Raw genomic sequence first — 26,231 nt, 5'->3', positions numbered from 1 at the left:
TGTGGGGTTAGGCAAGCGTGTCCTCAGCAGCCGGGGCATCAGGAACCACGGTTTGTGTCGGCATCATCGGCGGCCAGGGGCGGCCTGCGTCGGCCTCGCACCAGGCCTTGATCCAATCGGGCATCTGTGGCGCGGCGCTGTCGGTACGGCCGATGGTTTTCAGGACCTCCTGCGGCGAGACGATCCCCTTGGCGTCGGTGATTGCGGTGCGCAGCATCACGTGGCTGGCGCAGTCGCCGTTGGATTTCCACATGGATTGTTCGAGGTAGATGAAGCGATCGTCCCAGGCCACTGCCCGGCTGCGCATTTCAAACCGTTCGAACCCGCGAATGCGACGGCGGAACCGGACAGTGGTGCCCGCAACCGTCATGCCCCAGCGACGGCTGCGCAGGGCACCGATCAGGCCGACACGCTGGGCCAGCATGGTGCGGCCCAGATCATAGAGCGTCATCGCACGGCCGTTGTTCAGCTCCATCCAGATATCCAGATCCCAGGGCCAGCAAATGTGGCGGGAGACATGGGTGTCGGTCAGATCCAGCGGCGGCATCCGGCGGGCAACCAGCAGATCCTTGATCAGGCGGACGATGGGAAACATGGGCGCGCTCTCCTGTGTGATGTGCCCGTGTTGCCATGTGTTTACAGCACGTCAACCGCAACCTCGCGGCAGTCTTGCGATTTTGCGCGGGCGCGCTTACCTGTGAACAAGCTCCAAAAAGGGAAATCAAGAGATGCTGTCGCTGTTTCAAATTCTGATGCTGATCCTGGACATCGTCTGGTTCTTCATCATCGCGCATGTGATCATGAGCTGGCTGATCAATTTTCAGGTTCTGAACCTCAATCAGCAATTTGTGGCGCAGGTCTGGTATGGTCTGAACCGCTTGCTAGAGCCGCTTTATGCTCCCGTTCGCCGTATCCTGCCGAATATGCAGGGGCTGGATCTGGCGCCGCTGGTGGTGCTGATCGCGGTTTACGCGCTGCGGATCATTCTGACTAACAATATCGCGATGTTCTACTGATTGCAGGGTGGCCTCTGCCATTTTGATTGATCGCCGGAGCCATGGCTTGCGGCGGTCTTTTTCTGCGCGCTCCCCCTTTGCGGGGGCGCTGACCCTTGCCGCCTGAATCCGGTTGTGGGATTGTGACTGCCAAGACGAGCAGATCACCAAAATGAGGCCCACCGCCCCCATGTCCGCAGTTTCGCCGGAAATGACCGCCCCCAGTGGTGCGACGTCACCTGCCGTGTCCGCAACCGATGCGACACCGCTGTTGCGCGAGATCTTCGGATTTGACGGGTTTCGCCCCGGTCAGGAAGAGATTGTCGATGCGGTAACCGCTGGTGAGAATGTTCTGGCGATCATGCCAACCGGCGGCGGCAAATCCCTGTGTTTCCAACTGCCCGCATTGCTGCGCGAGGGGGTTACAGTGGTAATCTCGCCATTGATTGCGCTGATGCGGGATCAGGTCCGGGCGTTGCAGGAGGTGGGTGTGACTGCCGGGGCGCTGACGTCCGGCAATACCGACGAAGAAACCGAAGCGGTCTGGCAGTCTATTGAGGAAGGGCGGCTGAAGCTTCTGTATATGGCGCCGGAACGTCTGGCCTCCGGGGCGGCGATGGGCATGCTGCGGCGGATTGGTGTCAGTCTCATTGCCGTGGATGAAGCGCATTGCGTCAGCCAGTGGGGCCATGATTTTCGCCCGGATTACCTGCGCATCGGTGAGTTGCGGCGGGCATTGGACGTGCCTCTGGCGGCCTTTACCGCGACGGCAGATCAGGAAACCCGCGAAGAGATTGTCGAAAAGCTGTTTGATGGCGAGGCGCCGCGCAGTTTTCTGCGGGGCTTTGACCGTCCCAATATCCATCTTGCCTTTGCCACCAAAGACAGCCCGCGCCGACAGATTCTGGAGTTTGCTGCCGCTCGCAAGGGGCAATCCGGCATCGTCTATTGCGGGACCCGTGCCAAGACCGAGGCACTGGCGGCGGGGCTGCGCGAGGCGGGCCACGCGGCCTGTTATTACCATGGCGGCATGGACGCCGAAGATCGGCGCGGGGTGGAAACACGATTTGCCCGCGAAGATGGGCTGATCGTTGTGGCGACGGTGGCCTTTGGCATGGGGATCGACAAGCCTGACATTCGCTGGGTTGCTCATGCAGATCTGCCCAAATCCATCGAAGCTTATTATCAGGAAATTGGCCGTGGTGGCCGGGATGGCGCGCCTGCTGAGACGCTGACCCTGTTCGGGCCAGAGGATATTCGCCTGCGCCGCAGCCAGATCGACGAAGGGCTGGCGCCTGCGGATCGGCGCAGCGCGGATCATGCGCGGTTGAATGCGCTGCTGGGGCTGGCTGAGGCGCTGAAATGCCGCCGCCAGACCCTGCTGGCCTATTTCGGCGAGACGGCTGAGCCCTGCGGCAACTGTGATCTGTGCGATCAGCCTGTGGATGTGTTTGACGGCACCACGGCGGTGCGCAAGGCATTGTCGGCGATCTTGCGGACGAATGAGACCTATGGGTCAGGACATCTGATCGACATTCTGGTGGGCAATACCACCGACAGGGTACGCGACAAGCGGCATGACGATCTGTCGGTCTTTGCCTGCGGCAAGGAATACGGCAAACGGCAGTGGCAGGCGGTGTTCCGGCAGATGATGGGCCATGATCTGGTGCGCCCGGATCCCGAACGCCATGGCGCTTTGCGGATGACCGAGGCGGCGCTGCCGGTTCTGCGCGGCGAACAGGACATTGCCCTGCGTCGCGACACTATCAGTTCAGCCAAGCGCAGCCCTGCGGTGAAGGCGCTGGTGTCGGATGAGGACGCGCCGCTGCTGTCGGCACTGAAAGCCAAGCGGCGCGCGCTGGCGGAGGCGCAGAAAGTACCGGCCTATGTCATTTTCCCGGATCGAACCCTGATCGAGATGGCCGAAACCCGCCCCAGCTCGCTGGACCAGATGGCGCGGATCGGCGGGGTCGGGGCCAAAAAGCTGGAACGCTATGGTCGCGATTTCCTGTCGGTGATCACCGGCGAGAGCGAGGCGCTGCATCCGATGCGGCGCAAGTTGGCCGGGCGCGACGCTGGGTCGCTTTATGATGCGCTGATGGAGACGCAGACCCGTCTGGCGCGAGGTGATGATGGCACCGATAAGCCGCTCAGCTGTTCGGCGGCGCAGCTGGCGAAACTGGCGCAGATGCGTCCACAGGACGAAATGGCGATCACAAGGCTGTTAGGCGAGCGCCGCGCGGAACGTTTTGCGGCGGCGTTTCTGGACGTCTTGCGCGGCGCGGGCTAGGTCTTGTTCGGAACAAACGGGGGCAGAATATGCTGGTAGTGACTTCTCCGGCGAAAAAGCTGGACTGGAGCGAACGCGACGTTGAGATGACATGGCCTGCCATGCACGACGCGGCGACGGAATTGGCATCAGTGGCACGCGATCTGTCGGTGGCCGATCTGATGAAGCTGATGCATATCAGCGAGGATCTGGCAAAGCTGAATTATGAGCGGTTCCAGAGGTTTGCTGTGGATCCCGGCGCGGATGATATTCGCCCGGCGGCACTGGCCTTTGCGGGCGATACCTATCAGGGGCTGGAGGCGGGATCTCTGGACGCGGAAGAAATGGCCTGGGCGCAGGATCACTTCCGCATTCTGTCGGGGCTTTACGGTGTGTTGCGCCCGCTGGATGCGATGCAGGCCTACCGGTTGGAGATGGGTTCGCGGCTGAAAACGGAACAGGGCAAGACCCTCTATGACTACTGGGGGCGCGAAATTTCTGATGCACTGAATGCACAGGGCGAGGCCGTGGGCAGCGATGTGCTGGTGAACTGTGCGAGCCAGGAATATTTCGGCGCAGTTGACCGCGATGCGCTGAAGTTGCGTGTGGTGACGCCGGTGTTCATGGAAGACAAAAATGGCACGCCCAAAGTCGTCAGCTTTTACGCCAAGCGGGCGCGAGGCGCGATGGCGCGCTACATCATTCAGAACCGGCTTAGCGACCCTGCGGCGTTGCTGGATTTTGACAGTGGCGGCTATCGCTACATGCCGGAGATGTCGGAGCCGGATCAGCCAGTGTTCCTGCGCGCAGGCTGATCGCCACCGGCGCATCGGCTCGCCGGATCAGGCGGCGCCGGTCTGGGTGATCGTCTCGTGCGTTAGCGGCGCTGCCTCTGCCGGGAGATAGGCATGAATGCGTTCATGGATCAGCGCCTTGCGCAGAGGTTTGGTCAGGTAGTGATCCAGCCCCGCGGCGAGAATTCCGTCTGAATCACCGGCCATGGCATGGGCCGTGAGGGCGACAACCGGCGTATAGATGCCGGCGCCGTGTTCCAGCGCGCGAATTTTCTGGGTTGCTTCTTTGCCATCCATCACCGGCATGGAGATATCCATGAAGATCAGATCAGGCTGGAACGACTGATAGGCCTCTACCGCCTCAATCCCGTTGCTGACAAATTGCAGGTCTATGTTCAGATCCTTCACCATCTTGCGGAATACAAGCTGGTTGGTGCGATTGTCCTCTGCTGCCAGCACCCGCATGAGCCGCTGGGTGGGGCGTGTGCTGACGGCGGTGAGGGCCGCCGCGGGGGTCGGAGCAGGCTGGGGTGGGTCGGGGTGGGTTGCGACGCTGCTCAGTTCTCGTGGCGTCACCACGGTTTCGGGGACAGCAGAGGGGCGGGTCGCTGATCCGCCGCCGGGCAGATCGACCAGTCTCTGGAACAGCTCATCCCGCTGGATCGGTTTCAAAAGCACGCTGTCCGTCACCGATTGCACATCTGAATTGCTGGGTGCGGTGGGATCGCTGCTGAGCATCAGGATCGGCACCTGAGCAAAAGGTCCTGAGCGCAGTTTCTGTGCCAGTTCGACACCATTCTGATCTGGCAGTTGTTCGTCGCAGACAACCAGATCAACGCCGTCTGGCATGCCGGCAATCGCAGCGGCGCCATTGTCGAATACGGTGACCTCCAGCCCTAGCATGGCCAGTTGTTTGCTGAGCACATCGCGCATCACCGATTGTGAATCAATGACGGCGATCTGGCACAATCCCTTGGGCAGGGTGGGAATACTGGTGGAGGCCCCCTCCGCCAGCGGCAGCTCCATGCGGAAGCCGAAGCAGGATCCTTTGCCCTCCTGACTTTCGACCCAGATCTCACCGCCCATCAGTTCAATCAGCCGCTTTGAGATCGCAAGGCCAAGGCCGGTGCCCTCAAACTGGCGATTGCGCTCATCTTCGACTTGATTGAACTCGCCAAAGATATCCTGCACTTTCTCCTCCGGGATGCCGATCCCGGTATCCTCAATCGTGACGTGGATCGAACATATCTTATCATCCGCGTTGGAGATGCCGGTGATTTGCAGCGCAACGTGCCCCTCGGAGGTGAATTTTACCGCGTTGCCGACCAGATTGGTAAGCACCTGACGAATGCGCCCGGGATCCCCGACAAAGCTGGTTGGCAGGAACAGGTCGTAGTCCAGCAGCAGTGTCAGCCCCTTGTCCCGCGCTGTGGGCTGCAACAGCATCAGCACCTCATGGACGCTGCGTTCCAGATCAAAGGGTTCAGGGTGCAGTTCCAGTTTCTGCGCTTCAATCTTGGAATAGTCGAGCACGTCGTTGATGATGACCAGCAGCGCCTCTCCGGAATTCTTGATCGTATTGGCGTAGAGTTGCTGTTCGTCGCTCAGGTTGGTGTCGCTGAGCAGCTCTGCCATGCCAACGACACCGTTCATAGGCGTGCGAATCTCGTGGGACATATTGGCCAGGAAAGCCGATTTGGCCCGGTTTGCAGCCTCGGCCCGTTCGCGGGCAGCCTGCAACTCTTCCTCATATTGAACGGTGGAGGTGATATCGAGCGCGAGGCTGACCATATCCCCACCGTGGCCACGCTGATCAAGCAGCCGCAGGTAGCGATCATCCCACATCCGCACGACCACCGGTTCCGGTGAAGGGGACAACCAGCGTTCTGACATCTGGGCGCGCCAGTGATCCGGATCCTGTTCTCCGGTGTTGACCAGCCCCTCATCGGTGAGGATCTGCAGGATCCGCACGTAGGAGACGCCCGGCGTCACCTCCTCCAGACCGTCAAACAGATCAAGATAGGCGGTGTTGGCGCCGATTAGTTTGCTGTCCGCATCAAAAAAGGCGAACCCGTCCTGAAAGGCCTGGATCGAGTGCCAGAGACGACGCTCGGCGCGCTCAACTTTCTCGTTGGCGGTGGAGAGATCCGATTTCACCTTGGCGTTTTCGTCGCGGACGGTGGCCACCTCGGCCTGCGTGGCGCCGATCTGGCGGGTCAAGGCCAGCGCATGACGTCCGAGTTTGCGGTTGGCTGCCGAAAGCTCCGCCTGCTTCAGCTCAAGCAGGCGCTCCGCCGCGAGACGCGCGCGTCGTTCTTCCGTCAATCTGTCAGCAAGGTTCATCCCTGCAAACTCCACTTAAAAACCAACACGACTTATCTGCCCCAGTTTAGAGGGGCAGAGATTAAATTGAGATTAGCCCATCTGTTACGTTGCGATACCTTGCTATGGCGTTAACCCCGTGCCAGCCTCTGGGCAGGTTTGGAGGGTTCCATGGTGCGTGTGCTCATTTCACTTATTGTACTTTCGTGTGGTTGGGTTATTCAACCTTTAGTTGTTTTTGCTGATTCAATTTTTCCTGAAAATCGGTATGTCATTCAGCGGGATACCGATCATTTCGGCGCTGACCTCGGCCCATTGTTTGAGACCGATATGCGCAGCTGCGCCCGGGCCTGTTCGGCGCAACCTGACTGTGCCGGTTTTGCGTTCAACAGCCGCTCCAACGCCTGTTTTCCAAAATCCGCGATGGATCAGCCGTCGCCCTATGAGGGCGCGTTCTCGGCACTTAAACTGACCAGTAGCCGCGCCCAGAGGCAGGCGGCAGATGCGCGCGCTGCAGCCTTGCAAGGGGTGCAGGAGGACGATCTGGCACAGGCGGCAAAACAGGCTCAGAACCTTGGGTTACGCTTTCCCACCGGGGGTGTCAGCGTTGATGATCTGGTTGCGGCAGCACAAAGCGCGTCGCCTGCGACAGCGTTGCGTTGGACCGCGGAAGCGGTGGTGCTGAGTGACCGGAGCGATCTGTGGCTGGACTATGCCCGGAGGCTGTTGCGGCAGGAGGTGCAAGGATCGGCGCAGCGGCGCGCCCATGAGGCCGCCCTTTCGGCGGCGCTCAACAGTTATCTGCGCGGCCCGGATGATGCGGCCGAGGCACAGGCCCTGGCCACCGCAGCCGAGGCATTGGAACAGCTGGGGCGCGGTCGCGATGCCCTTGGGGTTCTGCGGCTGGCGGCGGAGCGGGACAACAGCCCGAAACTGGCGGCCCGTCTGGATGACGCAATTGCCAAATATGGATTTCGGATCACCGGAAGCCGGGTGGAGAGCGATAGCGCATCACCCCGTATATGTGTCGAATTTTCCGAAGATTTGGCGCGGAGCGGGGTCGAGTACGATGATTTCATCAAGCTGGCGGATCCGCGTCTGGTGGCTGAGTCGGCGGGCCGGGAACTCTGCGTCGATGGGGTCGAACATGGCACCCGTTACCGACTGACCCTGCGGCGGGGGCTGCCTGCCGTCACCGGTGAGACATTGGTCAAGGATGTGACGCTGACCCACTACGTGCGGGATCGAGGCCCGAGTGTCCGGTTCTCCGGACGGTCTTACGTATTGCCCAAGGGCGATCAGGTGGCTGTGCCGCTGGAGACGGTGAATGCCACCACGCTGGATCTGCGCCTGCGCCGTGTCAGTGACCGCAATCTGCTGCGCAGCCTGCAAGAGGATTACTTTGCCCGGCCGCTGTCGCAATGGCAGGAGGAACAGTTCGCCAGCGATATCGCGGAGGAGATCTGGAGCGGTACCGCCGAGGTCTCTCAGGCGTTGAATCAAACGGTGACCACGCGACTGCCCCTGGATCAGGCGCTGGCGGATCAACCGGTGGGGATCTACGCGCTGAGTGCGCAGCTGCCCGGCGCCGATCCTTATGACAGCCCAGCCGCGACCCAATGGTTTGTGCTGACCGATCTGGGGCTAAGCACAATGCTGGGCAGTGACGGGCTGCATGTGCAGGTGCAGGGGCTTTCCGATGCCGCGCCGCGTGCTGGTGTGCGGGTAGAGCTGATTTCCAACGCCAACGCCGTATTGGGAACCGCGGTGAGTGATGCCGAGGGCTATGCGCATTTTGATGCGGGTCTGACGCGTGGGCAGGGCGCGTCTGCTCCGGCCGTGCTGATGGCGCAGACGGGTGAGGCGGGGGAGACAGCGGCAGACTTTGCCTTTCTCTCGCTGCGGGATGCGGCCTTTGATCTGTCGGATCGTGGCGTTGAGGGGCGCGTGGCGCCCGGACCAATCGATGTGTTTTTGACCACGGATCGCGGAGCTTATCGCGCCGGAGAGGTGATCCATGCCACTGTCCTTGCCCGTGATGCGACGGCGCAGGCGATAACCGGCCTGCCGTTGATCGCGGTTTTGAATCGCCCTGATGGGGTCGAATATGCCCGTCTGATTTCGGACCGGGGCGTGGCTGGGGGCCATGTGTTTGCGCTACTTGTTGGAGACACCGCGCCGCGTGGTACCTGGCGATTGTCGATCCTGTCCGATCCCAAAGCGCCGCCCCTGGCCAGTCGGCAGATTCTGGTTGAGGATTTTCTGCCCGAACGGATCGACTTTACCCAAACTCTGACGGCAGCTGCCGGGCAGGAGCTGCGTCCCGGCACCAGCAGTCCCTTGCGGATTGAGGCGCGGTATCTGTTCGGCGCGCCGGGTCGGGATCTCAGTATCGACGGCGAGGTGACGCTACGCCCGGCGGATCAGCTGGCGGGATGGGACGGCTACCGATTTGGCCGCTACGACGATGTGGTTGCCCCGCAAAGTCGCCATTTCGGCGGCGCGCGTACGGACGCGGAGGGGATTGGGACACTTTCGGTGGCGCTGCCCGAGATTGAGGCGCTGGGTCAGCCTGTTGTCGCGGAGGTGACCACCCGTCTGAGTGATGGCAGTGCACGTCCGGTTGAACGGCAACTGAGCGTGGCCCTGCAGCCGGACGGTCCGGTGATTGGCATTAAGCCGTTGTTTGAGGATGTTGTCGCGGAAGGTGCTGCGGCGCGGTTTTCCATTGTCGCGCTGGCTCCTGATGGCAGCCCGCAGGATATGCCGGTGACATGGACGCTGAACCGGGTGGAAACGCGCTATCAGTGGTATCAGCTTTACGGGAACTGGAACTGGGAACCAACGACCCGCCGCAGCCGTGTTGCAACCGGCGCGGCGAAGGTGAATGCCGCCACGCCACTGGTGCTGGAACAGCCGGTTGACTGGGGCAGATATGAGTTGGTGGTAGAGCATCAGGGCGTGCCCTATGTCGCGGCGTCCAGTGACTTCTATGCAGGCTGGTACGTCCCGGACGAGGGGGCGGATACGCCGGACCAGCTGGAGGTGTCATTGGATCGTGACAGCTATAAGCCGGGTGATACCGCACGCCTGCGCGTGGTGAGCCGTGGCGCCGGAACCGCACTGGTCTCGGTGATGTCGAACCGTTTGATCAGTCGCCAAATGGTCGAGGTGCCCGCCGGGGAAACGGTGATCCCGCTGAGTGTTGCTGCTGATTGGGGCAGTGGCGCCTATGTCTCTGCGATGGTGGTACAGCCGCTGGCGGGCAAGGCAGATCAAAGCCCGACCCGGGCGCTGGGGCTGGCGCATGCCACGGTCACCCGGCCGGAGCAGGACTTGCAGGTGATGTTAGACCTGCCCGAGGTGGCCCGACCACGCAGGACCGAGCTGGCCAAGGTTGAGGTGCGCGGTGCCGCCCCCGGCGAAGAGGTCTGGCTGACGTTGGCAGCGGTTGATCTGGGGATTCTGAACCTGACCGGATTTCAGAGCCCGGATCCATCGGCGCATTACTATGGCCAGCGGCGGCTGGGGATGGAACTGCGCGATTTATACGGGCGGTTGATTGAGACTGGCACCGGGGCGCTTGGCCGGGTGCGTTCGGGTGGGGATGCGGGCACCGGGATGCGGTTGCAGTCACCGCCGCCGACGCAGGATCTGATGGCAGTGTTTTCCGGTCCGGTGAAGCTTGATGCGGAGGGGCGCGCCGAGGTGCCGATCACGCTGCCGCCCTTTAACGGGACGGTGCGGGTGATGGCGGTCGCCTGGTCGCAGAGCGCGGTTGGGCAGGCAGCTGAAGACATGCTGGTTCGGGATCCGGTTGTGGTCAGTGCGACGGCACCGCGCTTCCTGGCGCCGGGGGATAGCAGCCGGGTGCAGATCGAGGTCACCCATGCGGACGGCCCTGCCGGTCGACTGGAGCTTGCGGCCCGTACCCTTGGCGCGGGTTTGGAGATCGGCGCGCTGCCCCAATCGCTTGTACTGGCACCCGGCGGCAGCGAGACCGTGATCCTGCCCGTTGCGGCGCTGTCCGTTGGCGACCCTGAGATTGAACTGACGCTGACCACCGCTGAGGGGGAGACCCTGATTCAGACCCTGCGCCTGCCGGTGCGGGCCAATGATCCGATGGTTGCGACCACCCGCCGCTTCCAGTTGGCGGCGGGGAACAGTTTCCTGTTCTCCTCTGACGTCTTTACCGGGCTGCGACCGGAGAGTGCGCGGGCGGTGATGTCTGCGGGGCCATTGGCGCGGTTTGATGTGCCGGGGCTGCTCAATGGGTTGGATCTCTACCCCTATGGCTGCACCGAACAGGTGACCTCGCGCGCATTGCCGCTGTTGTATCTGTCATCGGTGGCAAAGGCTGCGGGACTGGGGGGCGCGCCTGAGGTCACCGCAAAGATCGACAGCGCCATCCGGCAGGTGCTGGCGCGCCAAGCCAGCAACGGTGGCTTTGGTTTGTGGCGTGCAGAAAGTGGCGATTTCTGGCTGGATGCCTATGCCAGTGATTTTCTAAGTCGCGCACGGGCGCAGGGCTATCAGGTGGCTGAGACACGGTTCCGTCAGGCGCTGGACAATCTGCGCAACCGGGTGAACTACGCGCCCGATTTTGACAATGGAGGCGAGGATATCGCCTATGCGCTGTTGGTTCTGGCCCGCGAAGGTGAGGCGGCAATGGGGGATCTGCGCTACTATGCGGATGTGAAGGCCGGTGATTTCGCCACACCGTTGTCAGTGGCGCAGGTGGGGGCGGCTCTGGCGGCCTATGGCGATCAGCGTCGGGCAGATCAGATGTTCGCCCGTGCCGCCGCGATGCTGCACCGCGCCGCTCCTGATCCGACACTGTGGCGGGCCGACTACGGCAGCCTGCGCCGCGATCAGGCCGGGGTTCTGGCCCTTGCCAGTGAGGCCGGGTCGGAGGCGGTGGATCGTCGCGCCCTGAGTGCGGGACTGGTCGGGGATGGTCAGCTGCTCTCCACACAGGAAAGCGCCTGGACGCTGATGGCGGCCCATGCGCTGATCGGTGGGGATGGCGGATCCGGGCTGCTGGTCAATGGTCAAACGGTGAATGGACCCATGGTTGAGGTGCTGGAGGGGGATCAGGATCGGGACCCGCTGGCGCTGACTGCTGCCTCCGGCAAGGATGTGGACATCACGCTGACCACTCTGGGTGTACCGCTGGTCGCGGCCCCTGCGGGAGGGACCGGATACAGTATCGAACGCAGCTACTATTCGATGGAAGGTGAGGCGTTGGTCCCGGACCAGTTCACCGTCGGTGACCGTTTTGTCACGGTGCTGCGGGTGGTACCGTTTGAGGCGGCTGGCGCACGATTGATGATCAATGATCCGCTGCCTGCGGGGCTTGAGATCGACAATCCGAGTTTGCTGCGGTCCGGTGATGTGCGCGGTCTCGACTGGCTCACGCTAAGCGAGGCCCGCCATGCCGAGTTCCGTGCAGACCGGTTTCTGGCGGCGGTCGACCTGCGGCGTGGACGCGATGGGGAGGCGGGCGCTCCGGTGACGCTGGCCTATGTGGCGCGCGCGGTAACGCCGGGTCTGTTCCATCATCCGGCGGCTTCGGTTGAGGATATGTACCGGCCTGCCTATCGCGCCCGCACCGCGACGGGCCGCGTCCAGGTCCGGTGATCCCCCTGTCGGAACCGGCCTCGCGTCGATCCCGTCGATGGCGTTGGTGGGCTGGAGGCTTGTCTGGCCTATGTGCGGCGGTGGTGATCGGCGTTGTTGCCTTCAACGCCTGGGTCGAGAACACACCAATGCCCGCCACGCTGGCGGAGACCGCGACAGAGCTGCGCGACCGCAATGGCCAATTGTTGCGGGCCTATCCGGTGGCGGATGGGATCTGGCGTATGGCTGTAACCGTGGATCAGGTCGATGCAGGCTATCGCGCAATGTTGCTGCGATATGAAGACAAGCGGTTCTATGACCACAATGGTGTCGATGCGCTGGCGCTATTGCGGGCGGCGGCACAGGCCCTGTGGCAGGGGCGGGTGGTTTCGGGCGGGTCAACGCTGAGCATGCAGGTGGCGCGACTGCTGGAGGATGGAAGTACCGGGCGCTGGGCGGGCAAGCTGCGGCAGATTCGGTTGGCGCTGGCCCTAGAACGTCGCCTCAGCAAGGCCCAGATTTTAGAACTGTATCTGATCCACGCGCCGTTTGGCAGCAACATCGAAGGGGTGCGTGCGGCGAGCTATGCCTGGTTCGGCAAGGAGCCGTCGCGGCTCACTCCCGCCGAAGCGGCGTTGCTGGTGGCGCTGCCGCAGGCACCGGAGGCGCGCCGCCCGGATCGTATGCCGGAAGACGCGCGCCGGGCCCGCAACCGGGTGTTGCAGCGGATGCGCGATGCCGGGGTGCTGGCTTCTGACGCAGCAGAGACCGCAGCACAGGCGCCGATGCCACGGGGCATGCGGGTCTTTCCTCAGTTGGCGCCACATCTGGCGGATTATCTGGTGGCAGAGACACCGGAGCAGGCGCGAATTGATCTGACCCTGGAAGCGGGACTGCAGCAGCGTCTGGCGCAGCTGCTGACGGAAAGCGTGGCGCGGCAGGATGCTAGGCTCTCGGCCGCGGTGCTGGTGGCGGATCACCAGAGTGGCGAGATCCTCGCCTCTGTCGGATCGTCCGGGTACCGCGATGATCTGCGGCAGGGGTTTGTGGATATGACACGGGCTCCACGTTCCCCCGGATCGACGCTGAAACCGTTGGTTTACGGTCTCGCTTTTGATCAGGGGCTGGCCCATCCTGAGACGCTGATCCACGATGGGCCGATTGATATCGATGGTTATGCGCCACAGAATTTCGACGGCCGCTTCCGGGGGGATCTGCGGATCCGGCGGGCGCTGCAGCTGTCGCTGAACACACCGGTGATACAGCTGACGCAGGCATTGGGCCCGGCGCGGCTGATGTCAGCGTTGCGGCGGGGCGGCGCACGCCCCCGGTTACCGGGCGGCAAGCCGGGGCTTGCGGTGGCGCTGGGCGGGGTCGGCGTGTCGCTGCGTGATCTGGTGCAGGTCTATGCGGGGCTGGCGGCTGGCGGGCAAGGCCCCCGGTTGCGGGCGCGTTTGCAGGCCCCTTATGAGCGGATGCCGCGTCTGATGAGCAAGGTCTCTGCCTGGCAGATCGGCGATATTCTGCGCGGCGTTCCGCCTCCAGCCGGGGCGCCTGCGGGTATGGTGGCCTATAAGACCGGAACATCCTACGGGCACCGCGATACCTGGGCGATCGGATGGGATGGCCGCTATGTGGTGGGGGTCTGGCTGGGACGGGCGGATGGCACGCCGGTGCCGGGAGCTTTTGGAGCGGAGTTGGCGGCGCCACTGTTGTTTGAGGCCTTTGGGCGGATTGGACGCGGGTTTACCCCCTTTCCAGCCGCACCTGCCTCTACCCTGCGCGTCGCTACGGCGGAGCTGCCATTGCCATTGCAGCGCTTTGACAGGGGGGGCATTGGTGGCCCGCCCGGTGAGCGCCTGCAGCTGGCCTTTCCCCCGGATGGGGCGGCTCTGTTGTTGGCTGAGGGCGGGCAAATGACCCTGCGGATCAAGGGCGGCGAAGCGCCGTTTCTGGTGCTGGCCAATCAGACACCCGTGGTGACCGGTGCCCGCCGTCGCAGCATCGATCTGCTGGGGCTGGAACGCGGGTTTTCAACGCTGGTGGTTGTTGACCGTAACGGCAGATCGGATCAGGCACGGGTACGCATCACCCGCCCGGATGAGTAGCTGTGAGGTTGCTGGAATGTGGAATCAGCTCCGCCCCTCGCGCAGCCAGCCAGCGATGATCGCAGCGCTGGCCATCAGCAGAACCAGCCAGGCGGGCAGCAGCGGCGTCTGCCTGACCGAGGTGGTACGATAGGCGTCACGCGGTGTCAGGCCGATCCAGCCGCGCCCTGCTGCAACACGTCCGGCGCGTACGCTGCGCAGGCTGGGTATGCCATCATGAAGCGACCGCACGCCGCCGCGTGTCTGGGCCACAGCGGCGGCCATGATCTCCCCGGTGGCGATGGTCTGTTCGAATTCGCGCGGGGCCGCAGGGCCGAGGCCGATCACGGTGGATTGTTCACCCTCTTTCAGCCGGTAAAGACCGGGTTCCGGCCCTTCATAGCGGCCTTCCCACCGGCCGGGTGCGGTCTGGGTCAGGGTGACCATCGCGGTGTTGCCATCCGGGGCGGTGACGGTGACCTCGCCGACATCCGCGTCGAGACTGCGGCGCTGAATACGCATACGCTGGCCGGTGGCCTCGGCGGAGAGGACATCCTCCTCCAGCTCCGGCTCTTTCATCATCCAGTGGGCCAGGCGGCGCAGCAGTTCCAGCTGTGGGCCGCCGCCCTCGTATCCCCGGCTCCAGAGCCAGGCATGATCCGAGGCCAGAAGCGCCACCCGCCCTTCCTCGACGCGGTTCAACACAAGCAGGGGACGGGAGTCGACGCCGCTCATCAAAACATGGCCTTCGGGCACGTCGACTTCGATCTGGCGCAGCCAGCGACCCCAATCAGCGGCGCCGGTCAGATCTGCGGTGACGGGATGGCGCTGGCCGAGGTCGGTGATCTCGGGCCTGTAGGCCCGTTCCAGGACCCGCGCCGAAGGGCTGGCGGGCAGAATACTGGAGAGCGGTGAGCGATAGATACTGTCGGCGCTGGCAAAATCCGGCCCCGCAGCGACAAGAACGGCGCCACCGCGCTGCACGTAATCGGCCACATTATCGAGGTAGATCGCGGGCAGGATGCCACGGCGCTTATAACGGTCAAAGATGATCAGATCGAAATCGTTGATCTTCTCCAGAAACAGCTCCCGCGTGGGGAAGGCAATCAGCGACAGCTCATCCACCGGTACACCATCCTGTTTTTCCGGGGGGCGCAGGATGGTGAAATGTACAAGATCCACGGCGCTGTCGGATTTCAGCAGATTGCGCCAGGTGCGCCCGCCGGGATGCGGCTCGCCGGAGACCAGCAACACACGCAGGCGGTCGCGGACACCGTTGATCTGGACCAGCGCGGCATTGTTACGATCCGTGAGCTCGCCTTCGGCGGTGGGGACGGTAAATTGGATCACATTGCGTCCGCCATGAGGCAGCGTCAGCGGCAGGTCGAAATCGACACCAACCGGCAGATTGAAGCGCTGAGGCTCGGCGCCGCCGATGGAAATCGCCAGTTCCGCCAGGTCGCCCGCTGTCGGAGCATCGCCCTGATCCTCAATCCTGAGGGTCAGCGTCACCGGTTCACCGATGATGGCAAAACTGGGGGCGTTCTTCACGATCAGCCGCCGGTCCCAATCACCGGGGCGGCCGGTCAGTAGCAGATGCAGCGGGGCAGGCAGGGCCGGGGTTTGTGCGCTGTCATGGATCTGACCATCGCTGATCGCAATGATCCCGGCGACCCGTCCGCGTGGCACATTGGCCAGCGCCTCTGCCAGCGCGCCCATCAGGAGGGTGCCGCTGTTGTCGCTGCGGCCCTCGCGCGCTGGTATGCTGTCGATCGGGATCCGGCGGACCTCGGTATTGGCCCGCTGGGCGAGCGCGGTTTCCAGCGCTGTCACGGCGGCGCTGGTCTGCTCGGGACGGTCGGAAAGGGCTTGGCTGGCAGTTTTGTCCTCCAGCACCAGCACGATATCATTGAGCGGGGCGCGATCCTCGATCTGGTAGACCGGACCGCTGAGGGCGCCGATCAGGACGAGGGCAGCAAGGGCGCGCATGGGCCATCCGGCCAGACGTTTCCAGACCGCGAGAGTGAGTACTGCCGTGGTAAGGGCCGCCAGCAGCCAGATCACAGACCAGGGGACCAGCGGGTCAAAGAGGATGGTTTGCGTCATACGTCCAGCCTCATGTCATTGCCCCAACCGATCGAGCAGCGCCGGGACATGCACCTGATCGGATTTGTAGTTCCCGGTCAGCACATGCATCACCAGATTGACACCAAAGCGGTAGGCCAGTTCGCGTTGACGCTCTCCCGCGTAGCCGCGCCCAACCGGCAGCAGGGGGCGACCGTTGTCGTCCACGGCCCAGGCGGCGGCCCAATCATTGCCGCCGATAACAACCGGCGTAACACCATCGTTGAGGTTGCGAAATGGGATGCCTTCGACCTGTTGGGCGTCAGCGGGCGCGGCTTCGACCCAGACGGCGCCGCGGTTGTGGCGTCCGGGGAAATCCTGCAGCAGGTAGAAAGCGCGGGTCAGCACATGGTCGGCGGGCAGTGGCTCCAACGGTGGTACATCCAGCCGCAGTGCCAACTGTTGCAGGCGGCGTCCGGCGGGGCTGCTGGCCCCGGCGCGGGTCAGATCGGCATCGCGGGTGTCAAAGAGGATCATCCCGCCGGTACGCAGATAGGTGTTGAGCCGGTCATAGGCCGCGCCCGAGGGCATCGCCTGATTGGCGGTCACCGGCCAGTAGAGCAGTGGGTAGAAGGCCAGCTCGTCGCGCTCCAGGTTGACAGCGGCGGGGGGGGCGGGCTCGACCGAGGTGCGGAACCGCAGCGTGTTGGACAGCCCCTGCAAACCGTCACGCGCCAGTTGATCGACCTGGGGGTCGCCGGTCAGCACATGGGCCAGTGTCAGCTCGGCTGCTCGCTCTGCGGCCAAGGCATCAGCTGCGGGATCAGACGGGGGGGAGGGGGTAACCTCCTCAATCGCGATGGCGTTGCCTTGGGCGTGGCTGCGCGTGTCGTGACCGGGGCTGATGACCCAGACGGAGGTGGCCAACAGCAGAAGCGAGATCATGTTGCGCATCTTGCTCGCTGAGGTCTGCGGCTGGCGTGGCAGAAGCCCGGAGAGCAACAGGGCCGCAATCACATCAAGGGCCAGGAGAAGGAGGGCGAGGCTGATCAGCAGGCCACCCAGCGGGCGTTCGGGCGTGGCCCCATAGCCGTTGACAGGGAGGCCGAGGGGCCACTGCGCCGGAGTTAGCTGATCCGCTGTACGTATCACATTGCGTGCGATCCGCCGGTCGCCGTTTTGATAGAGCCCGGGTTGTAGCTCGGGTCCTGCTGTAGCAGCGATCAGATCTGGCCCGGCCACACCGGGCAGCGCATCTGCATCGAAGAGATCGCCAAAGCCGTCCAGCACCTGAAGGGGTGCCCATGTGGTGCCTTCCAGATCCACGGCCTCCGCCGGTTTGGAGCCGGAGGAAATCGCCAGCCGTTCCATCATCTGCACAAACAGACCGGAGAGCGGCAGGCTGCTCCATTCCGCATTTGCGGTCACGTGAAACAATACGATCTGACCATTGCCAAGCGGCTTGCGGGTGACCAGCGGTGTGCCATCGGAGAGTTCTGCGATCACCCGCTCCGCCAGAGAGGGATCGGGCTGCGCGACCACTTGCGAACTGACGGTGACATCAGGGGGAATGTTCAGCCCGAAAAAGGGAGAGTCTTCGGCAAAGGGGGCCAGGGTTTTCGGCTCTCCCCAGCTCATGGCGCCGCCGATGCTGCGGCCACCAATCCGCAGGCGTACAGGCAGTAGCGGTTCTTCGTCGGTGCGGGCGGTGTCGCTGGCGGCCAGCCGGGGACCGGCGAAACGCAGCAGCAGCCCGCCCTCGGTGGCCCAATCCACCACCGCAGCCTCCTGATCGGGGGGCAGACGGGCGGTATCTGCAAGGACAATCACGTCAGGATTGGCGGGCAGAAGATCGCTTAGCCCGCCCTCAAGCAAATCAGCGGTCGGTGCCAGCGCCTTGCGCAGATAGTGCAGGGGCGAGAGGAGGGCGAGACCTTCGTTACCGCTTTGGGCTGAGATCAGTGCCACTTCGCGGCGGCGCAGCCCGTCATCGGCGAGCGATACGGCCCCGGCACTGGTTTGGCCCTGCAGCTCGAACAGGCGGATGCGCGCGCGCAGCTCTGCGGGCAGAGACAGGCGGGCGGTGGCTTCACTGCCGTCGGCGGAAGTGCTGTCCGGGTCGGCAAAATCCACTGTCACTGAGCCGAGGGTTCGCATGGTGCCGCCCGGGTCTGGCCCCTTGGCAAGGACAGTCACGGTTTGATCGTCGCCTGCGCCGGGGCCTGTTGCGCCCCTCCCGTCGCCAGAGGCGGCCTGCGGGCTGCTACGAACGACGGTGATTTCCATTGCGCCATCCACATAAACAACCGGGCGCAGTGCCAGCCGGGGGGTGGCATGTTCATAGACGGTCAGCCGACCGCGTTGGCGCAGCGTCGCCAGCAGATCGTCCCGGCCTTCATATGTCAGCCCGTCGCTGAACCAGAGGCTGTCAAACCCACCCTCAAGGGTGTCTATCTGGGTCCGGGCACGCGCCAGTTGCTCCGGCGTTGGCTGCCAGGCTTGCGGTGCCTCACCGATGATTTGACGACGCCAGCTTGCCGCGCTTTGGAACTCAGGCGGTTGGGGGGCGGTCAGGCGTAGTACGGCGACCGGGCGATCAGCGCGTCCGGCCTCAGACAGAAGATGGTCGATTTCCTCTCGGGTGCGGTCCCAGTCCGGGGCGCCGGCCCAGCTGCCATCCAGCACCACCAGCAACGGGCCGCGCCCGGTCGGGGTCGCGGTGGGGTTGAGAACTGGTCCCGCCAGCCCGACAATGGCTGCCGCCACGGCCATCAGTCGCAGTAAGAGCAGCCACCATGGGGTGCGGTCCGACAGGCTGTCGTCGTCGCGCAACCCCAGAAGCAGGGTGACCGCTGGAAACAGGCGTTTGCGCGGGGCGGGCGGCACCGCCCGCAACAGCAGCCACAACAGGGGTAGCGCCAGAAGCGCCAGCAGCAGCCAGGGGGCTGTAAAGCCGATGCCTGCAATGGTCGTCATGAGCCGCTTCTTTCCATGGCCTGAAACAGCCACATCAAGGCGGCCTGCGCGCTATCACCTGTGTGATGAGTGCCCAGACGCCAGCCTGCCGCGCGGCACAAGTGGTCAAGCGCGTTGCGGCGTTCAGCAAGCCGGTCAAGATAGCGCTGTTTGAGGGCGCCAGCCTTCAGTGTTTCATGTCGCACCCCGCCACCCACGCTTTCGAAGATGGTGCGCCCGTCGAAGGGAAACTCTTCCTCCGCAGGGTCAAGCACCTGCATCAGCACGCCGTGGACACCACGATCTGCGGCCTTGGCCAGCGCCTGTTCCAGTGGCGCAAAGGGGCCCAGGAAATCGGAGAGAAACAGCACTCGCGCCTGTGGTTGCATGGCGCGATCTTCGGGCGGAGCATAGTCGTCTTCGTCATTCAGGCTGAATGCGTCGGCCAATCGCAGGATCTGGGCATTGCCGCGCCGGGGCGGCAGGCGTCCGCCGGTGAGGCCGACACGTTCCCCCGCCCTTAGCATCATCACCGAGGCGGCCAGTCCAAGCAGCCGGGCGCGGTCAATTTTCTCCGGCAGCGCCGGGGTGGAGGCAAAGCGCATGGACGCGCCCTGATCGACCCAAAGATGCACCGTCTGGGCGATCTGCCATTCCCGCTCGCGCACGAATTGCTGATCTCCCTTGGCGGATCGGCGGTGATCAATCATGCGGCGACTGTCCCCAGCCTGCACCGGACGGTATTGCCAGAAATCATCGCCCATCCCGGCACGACGGCGGCCGTGTTCGCCCAGAAGCACGGACCCGGCCAGCTGCTGTGCGCGAACCAGAAGCGGCGGGAAGCGACTGGCCGCACTTTCTGCGCGGTGGCGCAGGTCCGCTGCAGAGCCTGGGGGGCTGCCAGCGGTTCCGCTTGGCTGATGGGCGCGCGCCTGTGTCACGCGGCGACGCCGGGTCGTGCCATGGTCTCGGCTGTGGTGGTGATCAGATCAGTCAGGCTTTCGCCGCGGGCGCGGGCTGCGAAGTTCAGGGCCATCCGGTGGCTGAGCACGGGCTGCGCCATATCCAGCACATCGTCAGCGTTGGGGGCGAGGCGTCCCTGCAGCAGCGCACGGGCACGTACCGCCAGCATCAGGGCCTGTGCTGCCCGCGGCCCTGGCCCCCAAGCCACCGTCTGCTGCACCCGTTCAGAGGCGGCAGGGTCCTCCGGGCGGAAGGCGCGAACCAGATCCAGGATCATCTCTACCACGCTGTCCCCGACAGGCATCCGGCGCAGCAGAGTCTGTGCAGCCATCAGATCATCCGCAGTGAAGACCTGATGCGCGCGGCCTTCATCAACCCCTGTGGTGGCCAGAAGAATATCGCGTTCGGTCTGGCGGGTCGGATAGGGCACATCAATCTGGAACAGAAAACGGTCCAGCTGTGCCTCCGGCAGAGGATAGGTGCCTTCCTGCTCAATCGGGTTCTGAGTGGCCAGCACGTGAAAGGGTGTGCCAAGGGGGCGGTCGGCACCTGCCACGGTCACCATCCGCTCCTGCATTGCCTGCAGCAGCGCAGATTGTGTGCGGGGACTGGCGCGGTTGATCTCATCCGCCATCAGCAATTGGCAAAAGACCGGCCCCGGCACAAAGCGAAAGGCGCGGCTGCCGTCATTGGCGGTATCCAGCACCTCGGATCCCAGAATATCGGCAGGCATCAGATCCGGGGTGAACTGCACCCGGTTGCCTGCAAGTCCCATGACCGTAGACAAGGTTTCCACCAGCCGGGTCTTCCCCAGCCCAGGCAGGCCGATCAGCAGTCCGTGGCCACCGCACAGCAGCGTGCTCAGGGTCAGATCGACCACACGCTCCTGACCGATAAAGCGCCGGGTGATAGAGGACCTGGCCTGTGTCAGCTTGTCTTCAAGCGCTTCAATCTCGGCCAGCAGATCGTCGGGTTCGGACATGACTTTCCCTTCATGGCGAATATATAGTGATACTGTATCGCGTTGACAGAAAATGGCAAAAGCAATGAGCGGACAAAATCCCGTGACTTCCGGCAGCAACACCCCCGAAACCGGATCAGAACCCCCCAGCGCGGAGGGTCTGGCGGCTGCGGCCAAAACGGCGAGCAAAGGTGGGCTGCCACCTGTGCATCTGTGGAATCCGCCGTTTTGCGGCGATCTGGACATGCGGATTGCCCGCGATGGCACATGGTTCTACCTCGGCACCCCAATCGGGCGGTTTGAATTGGTGAAGCTGTTTTCCTCCATTCTGAAGCTGGAAGACGGCAAGTATTTTCTTGTCACACCCGTCGAAAAGGTTGGCATCACGGTGGAGGATGCCCCCTTCGTCGCGGTTGATTTCGAAGTGGGCGGCACTGATGAGGCGCAGGTGCTGCGGTTTGAAACCCATGTCGGCGATAGGGTTGAGGCCGGGCCCGCGCATAAAATCCGCGTCGTGCGGGACGAAGAGACCGGTGAGCCAGCCCCCTATGTGATGGTACGCGCCGGTCTGGAGGCGTTGATTGATCGCAAGAGCTTTTACCGGCTGGTGGATCTGGGGTGTCACCGGGACGGATGGTTTGGCCTGTGGTCGGGCGGCGAGTTCTTTGGAATCATCCCATCGGATGAACTGCCGGACGACTGAACCGGACCGAAATCTTAATGCGTCGGCAGAGGGCTGCCGGTCGCGTTGCGATGGGGCGGGAAGTCGCTGACCCAATTGAGTATATTGTAAAATTAGCGAAAATTCTTGTGAAAACCCGCTCAAAATCGGTGGAGATCTGAGGCAGATTGAGGCGGTGTGATCCTGGACGGATCAATGGTGAACCTGGCGGGGGCTGGGCTGGACCATTGAGGTGGCATCGTCCGGCACATGTCTGTTTGGCCGCCAATCGGGGGTGGCTCCAAAGGAGGTTTTCCAATGCCGAAATTTGCGGCCAATATTTCATTGCTGTTTGCGGAACTGCCCTATCTGGATCGTTTTTCTGCGGCCGCGCGGGCCGGGTTTGAGGCGGTGGAAATCCTGTTTCCCTATGAGTTGGCTGCGAAAGAAACTCAGAGGGCCTTGCTGGCCAATGGGCTTGAGCTGCTGCTGATCAACGCACCGCCTCCCAACTACACCGGCGGGATGCCGGGCTATGCAGCGCTGCCGATGGGGTCGGACCGGTTTCAACGTGATATCCGGCGGGTGCTGCGCTACGCGGAGGTGCTGCGGCCGGGCATGATCCACATTATGGCTGGTTACGCCAAAGGAGATGTGGCCAAAGACACGTTGATCCGCAATCTGCAATGGGCCGCCGACTATGCGCCCGGACAGCAATTCACCATCGAACCGCTGAACAGCGGTGATCAGCCGGGGTATTTTCTAGACGACTATAATCTCGCGGTTGAGGTGCTGGAGGCCGTGGACCGCAAAAATGTTGGTCTGCAATATGATGCCTATCACGCGCAGCTTATCCATGGGGATGCGATCAAGGTCTGGGAGGCCTTTGGCGACCGCGCAGCCCACGTTCAGATCGGGGCTGCTCCTGGGCGCTGCGAGCCGGGAACCGGACCGGTGGATTTCGAGCAGCTCTTCGCGGCGATTGACGAGAGCGGTTATGAAGGCTGGGTCAGTGCCGAATACACCCCGAGTACCAAACGGACAGAAGACAGTCTGGCCTGGATGGGCTGACAGAGGTCGCATCGGGTCATGCCAACCACTGTCAGGCATGAGGTGACTGCGGCCAAAGGTCCGACTGCTGCGTCATGACATATTCGAGAATTGAAATGTGATTGATCGCAGGGCATAACGCGGCAATTGATCCACGACCGGAGACCATCATGTTCCCTGCGCGATTCGCCCCTGTCCTGTTTGGTCTGATTTTGTCGGGTGTCATGTCCTGCATTGTGACGGGAGTTGCCACGCTGAAGGCGGTTGGCCTGAGCGCTGCGGCGCCGGGGCTATGGATGTCAGCCTGGAGTTTCGGCTGGCCTGTGGCCTTTGCAGTTGTGCTTGTGGTGGCGCCTGCGGTCCGCCGATTGGTGGCCTGGATGGTAAAACCGCCTGCGGAAACAGGGCCACACAGCGCAAAAAACTAAGAGCGCAGGCCAAGGGGCGCGGTTCTCCCGCCCGTCACCCCAGCATCAAAGATGCCGGTCTTCCCGTTGGGCCGGGCGCCATGCCGGTGGCATGGCGCGCTGCGCCTCAGGTCGATGGCTGGCATTGCCCGATCAGGCGCGTATCACCGTGGTGCCGCCCCGGCCAAAGGGGGGGCAGCAAGCCTTGTCGGTTTTGGAGCAGATCTTTAGTGAGCCTCCGCCCAGTTCTGGCCCCTGCCTGCATCCACCACCAGTTTCACGTCCAGATGAACGGCCGGGTCTGCCGCGGTTTCCATCACCTGACGGGCGGTTTCGATGGTGTCCTCAACCGCGGCTTCCGGTACCTCGAATAGCAGTTCGTCGTGAACCTGCAGCAGCATCCGTGCAGGCAGATGAGCAATGGCAGCAGGCATCCGAATCATCGCGCGGCGGATCACATCGGCTGCGGTACCCTGGATCGGCGCATTGATCGCGGCGCGTTTGGCAAACCCGGCGCGCGGTCCCTTGGCGGAAATCTCCGGCGTGTGGATCTTGCGCCCGAACAGGGTTTGCACATGGCCGTGCTCTTTGGCGAAGGCGACGGTCTCATCCATGTAACGGCGAATGCCGGGGAAGCGTTCAAAATAGCGGTCGATGAAGCCCTGCGCCTCGGCCCGCGGGATGCGCAGGTTACGGGCCAGACCAAAGCCGGAAATACCATAAATCACGCCAAAATTGATCGCTTTGGCCTGTCGGCGGATGTCCGATGTCATCTCCTCCAGCGGGACGTTGAACATCTCTGACGCGGTGAGGGCGTGAATATCCTGCCCCTCGGCAAAGGCCTGTTTGAGAGTGTCAATTCCCGCAACATGGGCAAGAATACGCAGTTCGATCTGGCTGTAGTCCAGCGCCAGAAGCACATTGCCCTCCTCCGGAACAAAGGCCTCGCGGATGCGGCGCCCTTCCTCGGAGCGGATGGGGATATTTTGCAGGTTGGGATCGGTTGAGGCGAGGCGCCCAGTGTTAGCCCCGGTCTGCACATAGGAGGTGTGAACGCGCCCGGTTTCAGCGTTGATATGATCCTGAAGCGCATCGGTATAGGTCGATTTAAGCTTGCTCAACTGGCGCCAGTCCAACACCAGACCCGGCAAGGCGTGTTCGGTCGCGAGGTCCTCAAGAATATCCGCCCCGGTGGCATAGGCGCCGGTCTTGCCCTTCTTGCCACCCTCCATGCCGAGCCTATCAAACAGAATCTCGCCCAGCTGTTTGGGGGACCCCACGTTGAAGTTTTGGCCGGCCAGTTCATGAATCTCGGCCTCCAGCCCAGCCATTTTCTGGGCAAAAGCGTTGGACATACGCGACAGCGTATCGCGATCAACCTTGATACCCTCGCGCTCCATCCGGGCAAGCACTGGCACCAGCGGACGCTCCAGCGTCTCGTAGACCGTGGTGACGCCTGACTGGTGCAGCTGCGGCTTGAACAGCTGCCACAAACGCAGGGTGATATCGGCGTCCTCAGCGGCATAGGCCACGGCATCGTCAATAGGTACACGGTCAAAGGTGATCGCCGATTTGCCCGTCCCCAGCAGGGGTTTGATCGGGATTGGCGTGTGGTTCAGATATCGCTCTGACAGTGTGTCCATGCCGTGCCCGTGCTGACCTGCGTGCATGGCATAGGACATCAGCATCGTGTCATCAATTGGCGCCACATCAATGCCCCGGCGGGCAAAAATCTTGGCGTCATATTTCATATTTTGGCCAATCTTGAGGATGCTGTTGTCCTCAAGCACGGGCTTTAGCAGATCGAGTGCGTCCTGCAGGGGCATCTGCCCGTCCGCCAGATCGTCAGAACCAAAAAGATCATCACTGCTGCCGGATTTATGGGTGAGCGGGATGTAGCAGGCGCTGCCCGGTTCCACGCAGAGCGAGATGCCCACAAGATCCACCACCATCTCGTCAAAACCAGTGGTTTCCGTGTCCACCGCCACCCAGCCGCGTTCGCGAATCTGGATCACCCATTTTTTCAGCGCCTCGGCGTCACGGACGCATTCATAGCTGCTGCTGTCGAAGGGCATATCCGCCACAGTCGCAGCCTCGGCGGTGTCGGTGCTCTGCGCGGGGGCGTCGACAATGGCTGGCGCCTCTTTGCCCAATTGATCGGCGACACGCTTGGACAGAGTGCGAAACTCCATCTCAGCCAGAAAGCTGAGCAACTGGTCTGCATCTGGGTCGCGTACGCCCAGATCATCCAGTGTGAAGTCCAGCTCCATATTGTTGTCCAGCTGGACGAGCTGCTTTGACAGTTCGATCTGCGCGCGGTTCTCGATCAGAGTCTGGCGGCGCTTGGGCTGTTTGATCTCTTCGGCGCGGTTCAACAGGTCCTCCAGCGAACCGTATTCGTTGATCAACAGTGCTGCTGTCTTGATCCCGATCCCCGGTGCGCCGGGCACATTGTCGACCGAGTCGCCAGCAAGCGCCTGGACATCCACCACACGGTCCGGGCCGACACCGAATTTCTCAAAGACACCATCGGTGTCGATGCGTTTATTCTTCATCGCGTCCAGCATTTCAACACCACCGCCGACCAGCTGCATCAGATCCTTGTCAGAGGAAATAATCGTCACCCGGCCGCCTGCATCGCGGGCCTGACACGCAAGCGTGGCGATAATATCGTCGGCCTCGAATCCTTCCTGTTCCTTGCAGGCAATATTGAACGCTTCAGTGGCGGTGCGGGTCAGGGGGATCTGCGGGCGCAGATCCTCGGGCATGGCTTCGCGGTTGGCCTTGTATTGATCATAAAGATCATTGCGGAATGTGTGCGATCCCTTGTCGAAGATCACTGCAACATGGGTTGGCGCGTCCGGGCCTGTGTTGCCTTCAACATAGCGGTGCAGCATGTTGCAGAAACCCGCCACAGCACCGATGGGCAGCCCATCAGATTTCCGGGTGAGGGGCGGCAACGCGTGATAGGCGCGAAAGATGAAGGCCGACCCGTCGATCAGATGCAGGTGGCAGCCGGTGCCAAAGGGGGTGGTTTTCATGGCTGATGCTCCGGTGTTTCGCGTTGTCCCCGTTATCGGTGAT

The 26,231-nt window shown here is 62.8% G+C and carries 15 protein-coding genes; 8 read left to right on the top strand and 7 right to left on the bottom strand.

The genetic code is table 11. The features are described 5' to 3' along the window. Positions 1–7: 7 nt before the first annotated feature. Entirely contained in the window at positions 8–595 is a 588-nt protein-coding gene (locus J4721_RS16025; RefSeq protein ID WP_211003126.1) for an acyl-CoA thioesterase, read from the bottom strand. 133 nt (positions 596–728) lie between these two features. Between J4721_RS16025 and J4721_RS16020 the strand changes: the two genes are divergently transcribed. The 3 genes from J4721_RS16020 (at position 729) to yaaA (ending at position 4,079) form a co-directional block, all read left to right on the top strand. Continuing rightward, positions 729–1,016 (top strand): YggT family protein, encoded by a 288-nt coding sequence (locus tag J4721_RS16020; RefSeq protein WP_014873231.1) that lies wholly within the window; start codon positions 729–731, stop codon positions 1,014–1,016. Positions 1,017–1,206: 190 nt separating this feature from the next. Continuing rightward, entirely contained in the window at positions 1,207–3,285 is a 2,079-nt protein-coding gene (recQ, locus tag J4721_RS16015) for a DNA helicase RecQ (RefSeq protein WP_211003189.1), read from the top strand. Positions 3,286–3,314: 29 nt separating this feature from the next. Further along, positions 3,315–4,079 (top strand): peroxide stress protein YaaA, encoded by a 765-nt coding sequence (gene yaaA / locus J4721_RS16010; RefSeq protein ID WP_027248221.1) that lies wholly within the window; start codon positions 3,315–3,317, stop codon positions 4,077–4,079. A gap of 27 nt (positions 4,080–4,106) precedes the next feature. Here yaaA and J4721_RS16005 read toward each other — a convergent pair whose 3' ends face one another. Then, positions 4,107–6,401, bottom strand: coding sequence for a response regulator (locus tag J4721_RS16005; RefSeq protein WP_211003125.1), 2,295 nt, complete (start codon positions 6,399–6,401; stop codon positions 4,107–4,109). A gap of 309 nt (positions 6,402–6,710) precedes the next feature. On the opposite strand from J4721_RS16005, the gene J4721_RS16000 reads away from it, so the two are divergent. Next, a complete protein-coding gene (locus J4721_RS16000) occupies positions 6,711–12,020 on the top strand; it encodes an alpha-2-macroglobulin family protein (RefSeq protein WP_211003188.1) in 5,310 nt (1,769 codons plus the stop codon). 59 nt (positions 12,021–12,079) lie between these two features. Continuing rightward, entirely contained in the window at positions 12,080–14,107 is a 2,028-nt protein-coding gene (pbpC, locus tag J4721_RS15995) for a penicillin-binding protein 1C (RefSeq protein WP_211003124.1), read from the top strand. A 24-nt stretch (positions 14,108–14,131) separates the two neighbouring features. On the opposite strand, the gene J4721_RS15990 is transcribed toward pbpC, so the two are convergent. From J4721_RS15990 to J4721_RS15975, 4 genes are read right to left on the bottom strand one after another with little or no spacing between them, the layout of a single operon-like run. After that, positions 14,132–16,192, bottom strand: coding sequence for a hypothetical protein (locus J4721_RS15990; protein WP_211003122.1), 2,061 nt, complete (start codon positions 16,190–16,192; stop codon positions 14,132–14,134). A gap of 15 nt (positions 16,193–16,207) precedes the next feature. Further along, positions 16,208–19,126, bottom strand: a complete 2,919-nt coding sequence (locus J4721_RS15985; protein WP_102875045.1) for a DUF4159 domain-containing protein — start codon at positions 19,124–19,126, stop codon at positions 16,208–16,210. Next, entirely contained in the window at positions 19,123–20,046 is a 924-nt protein-coding gene (locus J4721_RS15980; RefSeq protein WP_211003121.1) for a DUF58 domain-containing protein, read from the bottom strand. The genes J4721_RS15985 and J4721_RS15980 overlap by 4 nt, the downstream gene beginning before the upstream one ends. Continuing rightward, the gene (locus tag J4721_RS15975; RefSeq protein WP_211003119.1) at positions 20,043–21,050 is read right to left on the bottom strand and encodes a MoxR family ATPase; all 1,008 of its coding nucleotides are present in this window, start codon (positions 21,048–21,050) and stop codon (positions 20,043–20,045) included. Before J4721_RS15975 ends, J4721_RS15980 begins: the two co-directional genes overlap by 4 nt. 64 nt (positions 21,051–21,114) lie before the next feature. Here J4721_RS15975 and J4721_RS15970 point away from each other — a divergent pair, with 64 nt between their 5' ends. The 3 genes from J4721_RS15970 (at position 21,115) to J4721_RS15960 (ending at position 23,168) form a co-directional block, all read left to right on the top strand. Then, entirely contained in the window at positions 21,115–21,732 is a 618-nt protein-coding gene (locus J4721_RS15970) for a DUF1285 domain-containing protein (RefSeq protein ID WP_211003117.1), read from the top strand. Positions 21,733–22,008: 276 nt separating this feature from the next. Then, positions 22,009–22,761, top strand: coding sequence for a hydroxypyruvate isomerase family protein (locus J4721_RS15965; RefSeq protein ID WP_014873242.1), 753 nt, complete (start codon positions 22,009–22,011; stop codon positions 22,759–22,761). A gap of 149 nt (positions 22,762–22,910) precedes the next feature. Beyond that, positions 22,911–23,168 carry a DUF2798 domain-containing protein gene (locus tag J4721_RS15960; protein ID WP_102875391.1) on the top strand — a complete coding sequence of 86 codons (258 nt, stop codon included), beginning with the start codon at positions 22,911–22,913 and terminating at the stop codon, positions 23,166–23,168. A 206-nt stretch (positions 23,169–23,374) separates the two neighbouring features. On the opposite strand, the gene polA is transcribed toward J4721_RS15960, so the two are convergent. Continuing rightward, complete coding sequence (gene polA, locus J4721_RS15955; protein ID WP_211003115.1) at positions 23,375–26,188, bottom strand: DNA polymerase I; 2,814 nt, start codon at positions 26,186–26,188, stop codon at positions 23,375–23,377. Positions 26,189–26,231 lie beyond the last annotated feature (43 nt).

This window comes from Phaeobacter sp. HS011 (assembly GCF_018101215.1).
Taxonomy (GTDB): Bacteria; Pseudomonadota; Alphaproteobacteria; order Rhodobacterales; family Rhodobacteraceae; genus Phaeobacter; species Phaeobacter inhibens.
Note: the sequence above shows the minus strand (reverse complement) of the source record. Positions and strands in the feature narration are given on the sequence as shown.

Bases quoted from the DNA above. Each gene is read 5' to 3' on its own strand.
- J4721_RS16025 (WP_211003126.1), bottom strand. From the start codon at position 595: ATGTTTCCCATCGTCCGCCTGATCAAGGATCTGCTGGTTGCCCGCCGG.
- J4721_RS16020 (WP_014873231.1), top strand. From the start codon at position 729: ATGCTGTCGCTGTTTCAAATTCTGATGCTGATCCTGGACATCGTCTGG.
- recQ (WP_211003189.1), top strand. From the start codon at position 1,207: ATGACCGCCCCCAGTGGTGCGACGTCACCTGCCGTGTCCGCAACCGAT.
- yaaA (WP_027248221.1), top strand. From the start codon at position 3,315: ATGCTGGTAGTGACTTCTCCGGCGAAAAAGCTGGACTGGAGCGAACGC.
- J4721_RS16005 (WP_211003125.1), bottom strand. From the start codon at position 6,401: ATGAACCTTGCTGACAGATTGACGGAAGAACGACGCGCGCGTCTCGCG.
- J4721_RS16000 (WP_211003188.1), top strand. From the start codon at position 6,711: ATGCGCAGCTGCGCCCGGGCCTGTTCGGCGCAACCTGACTGTGCCGGT.
- J4721_RS15990 (WP_211003122.1), bottom strand. From the start codon at position 16,192: ATGACGCAAACCATCCTCTTTGACCCGCTGGTCCCCTGGTCTGTGATC.
- J4721_RS15985 (WP_102875045.1), bottom strand. From the start codon at position 19,126: ATGACGACCATTGCAGGCATCGGCTTTACAGCCCCCTGGCTGCTGCTG.
- J4721_RS15975 (WP_211003119.1), bottom strand. From the start codon at position 21,050: ATGTCCGAACCCGACGATCTGCTGGCCGAGATTGAAGCGCTTGAAGAC.
- J4721_RS15970 (WP_211003117.1), top strand. From the start codon at position 21,115: ATGAGCGGACAAAATCCCGTGACTTCCGGCAGCAACACCCCCGAAACC.
- J4721_RS15965 (WP_014873242.1), top strand. From the start codon at position 22,009: ATGCCGAAATTTGCGGCCAATATTTCATTGCTGTTTGCGGAACTGCCC.
- J4721_RS15960 (WP_102875391.1), top strand. From the start codon at position 22,911: ATGTTCCCTGCGCGATTCGCCCCTGTCCTGTTTGGTCTGATTTTGTCG.
- polA (WP_211003115.1), bottom strand. From the start codon at position 26,188: ATGAAAACCACCCCCTTTGGCACCGGCTGCCACCTGCATCTGATCGAC.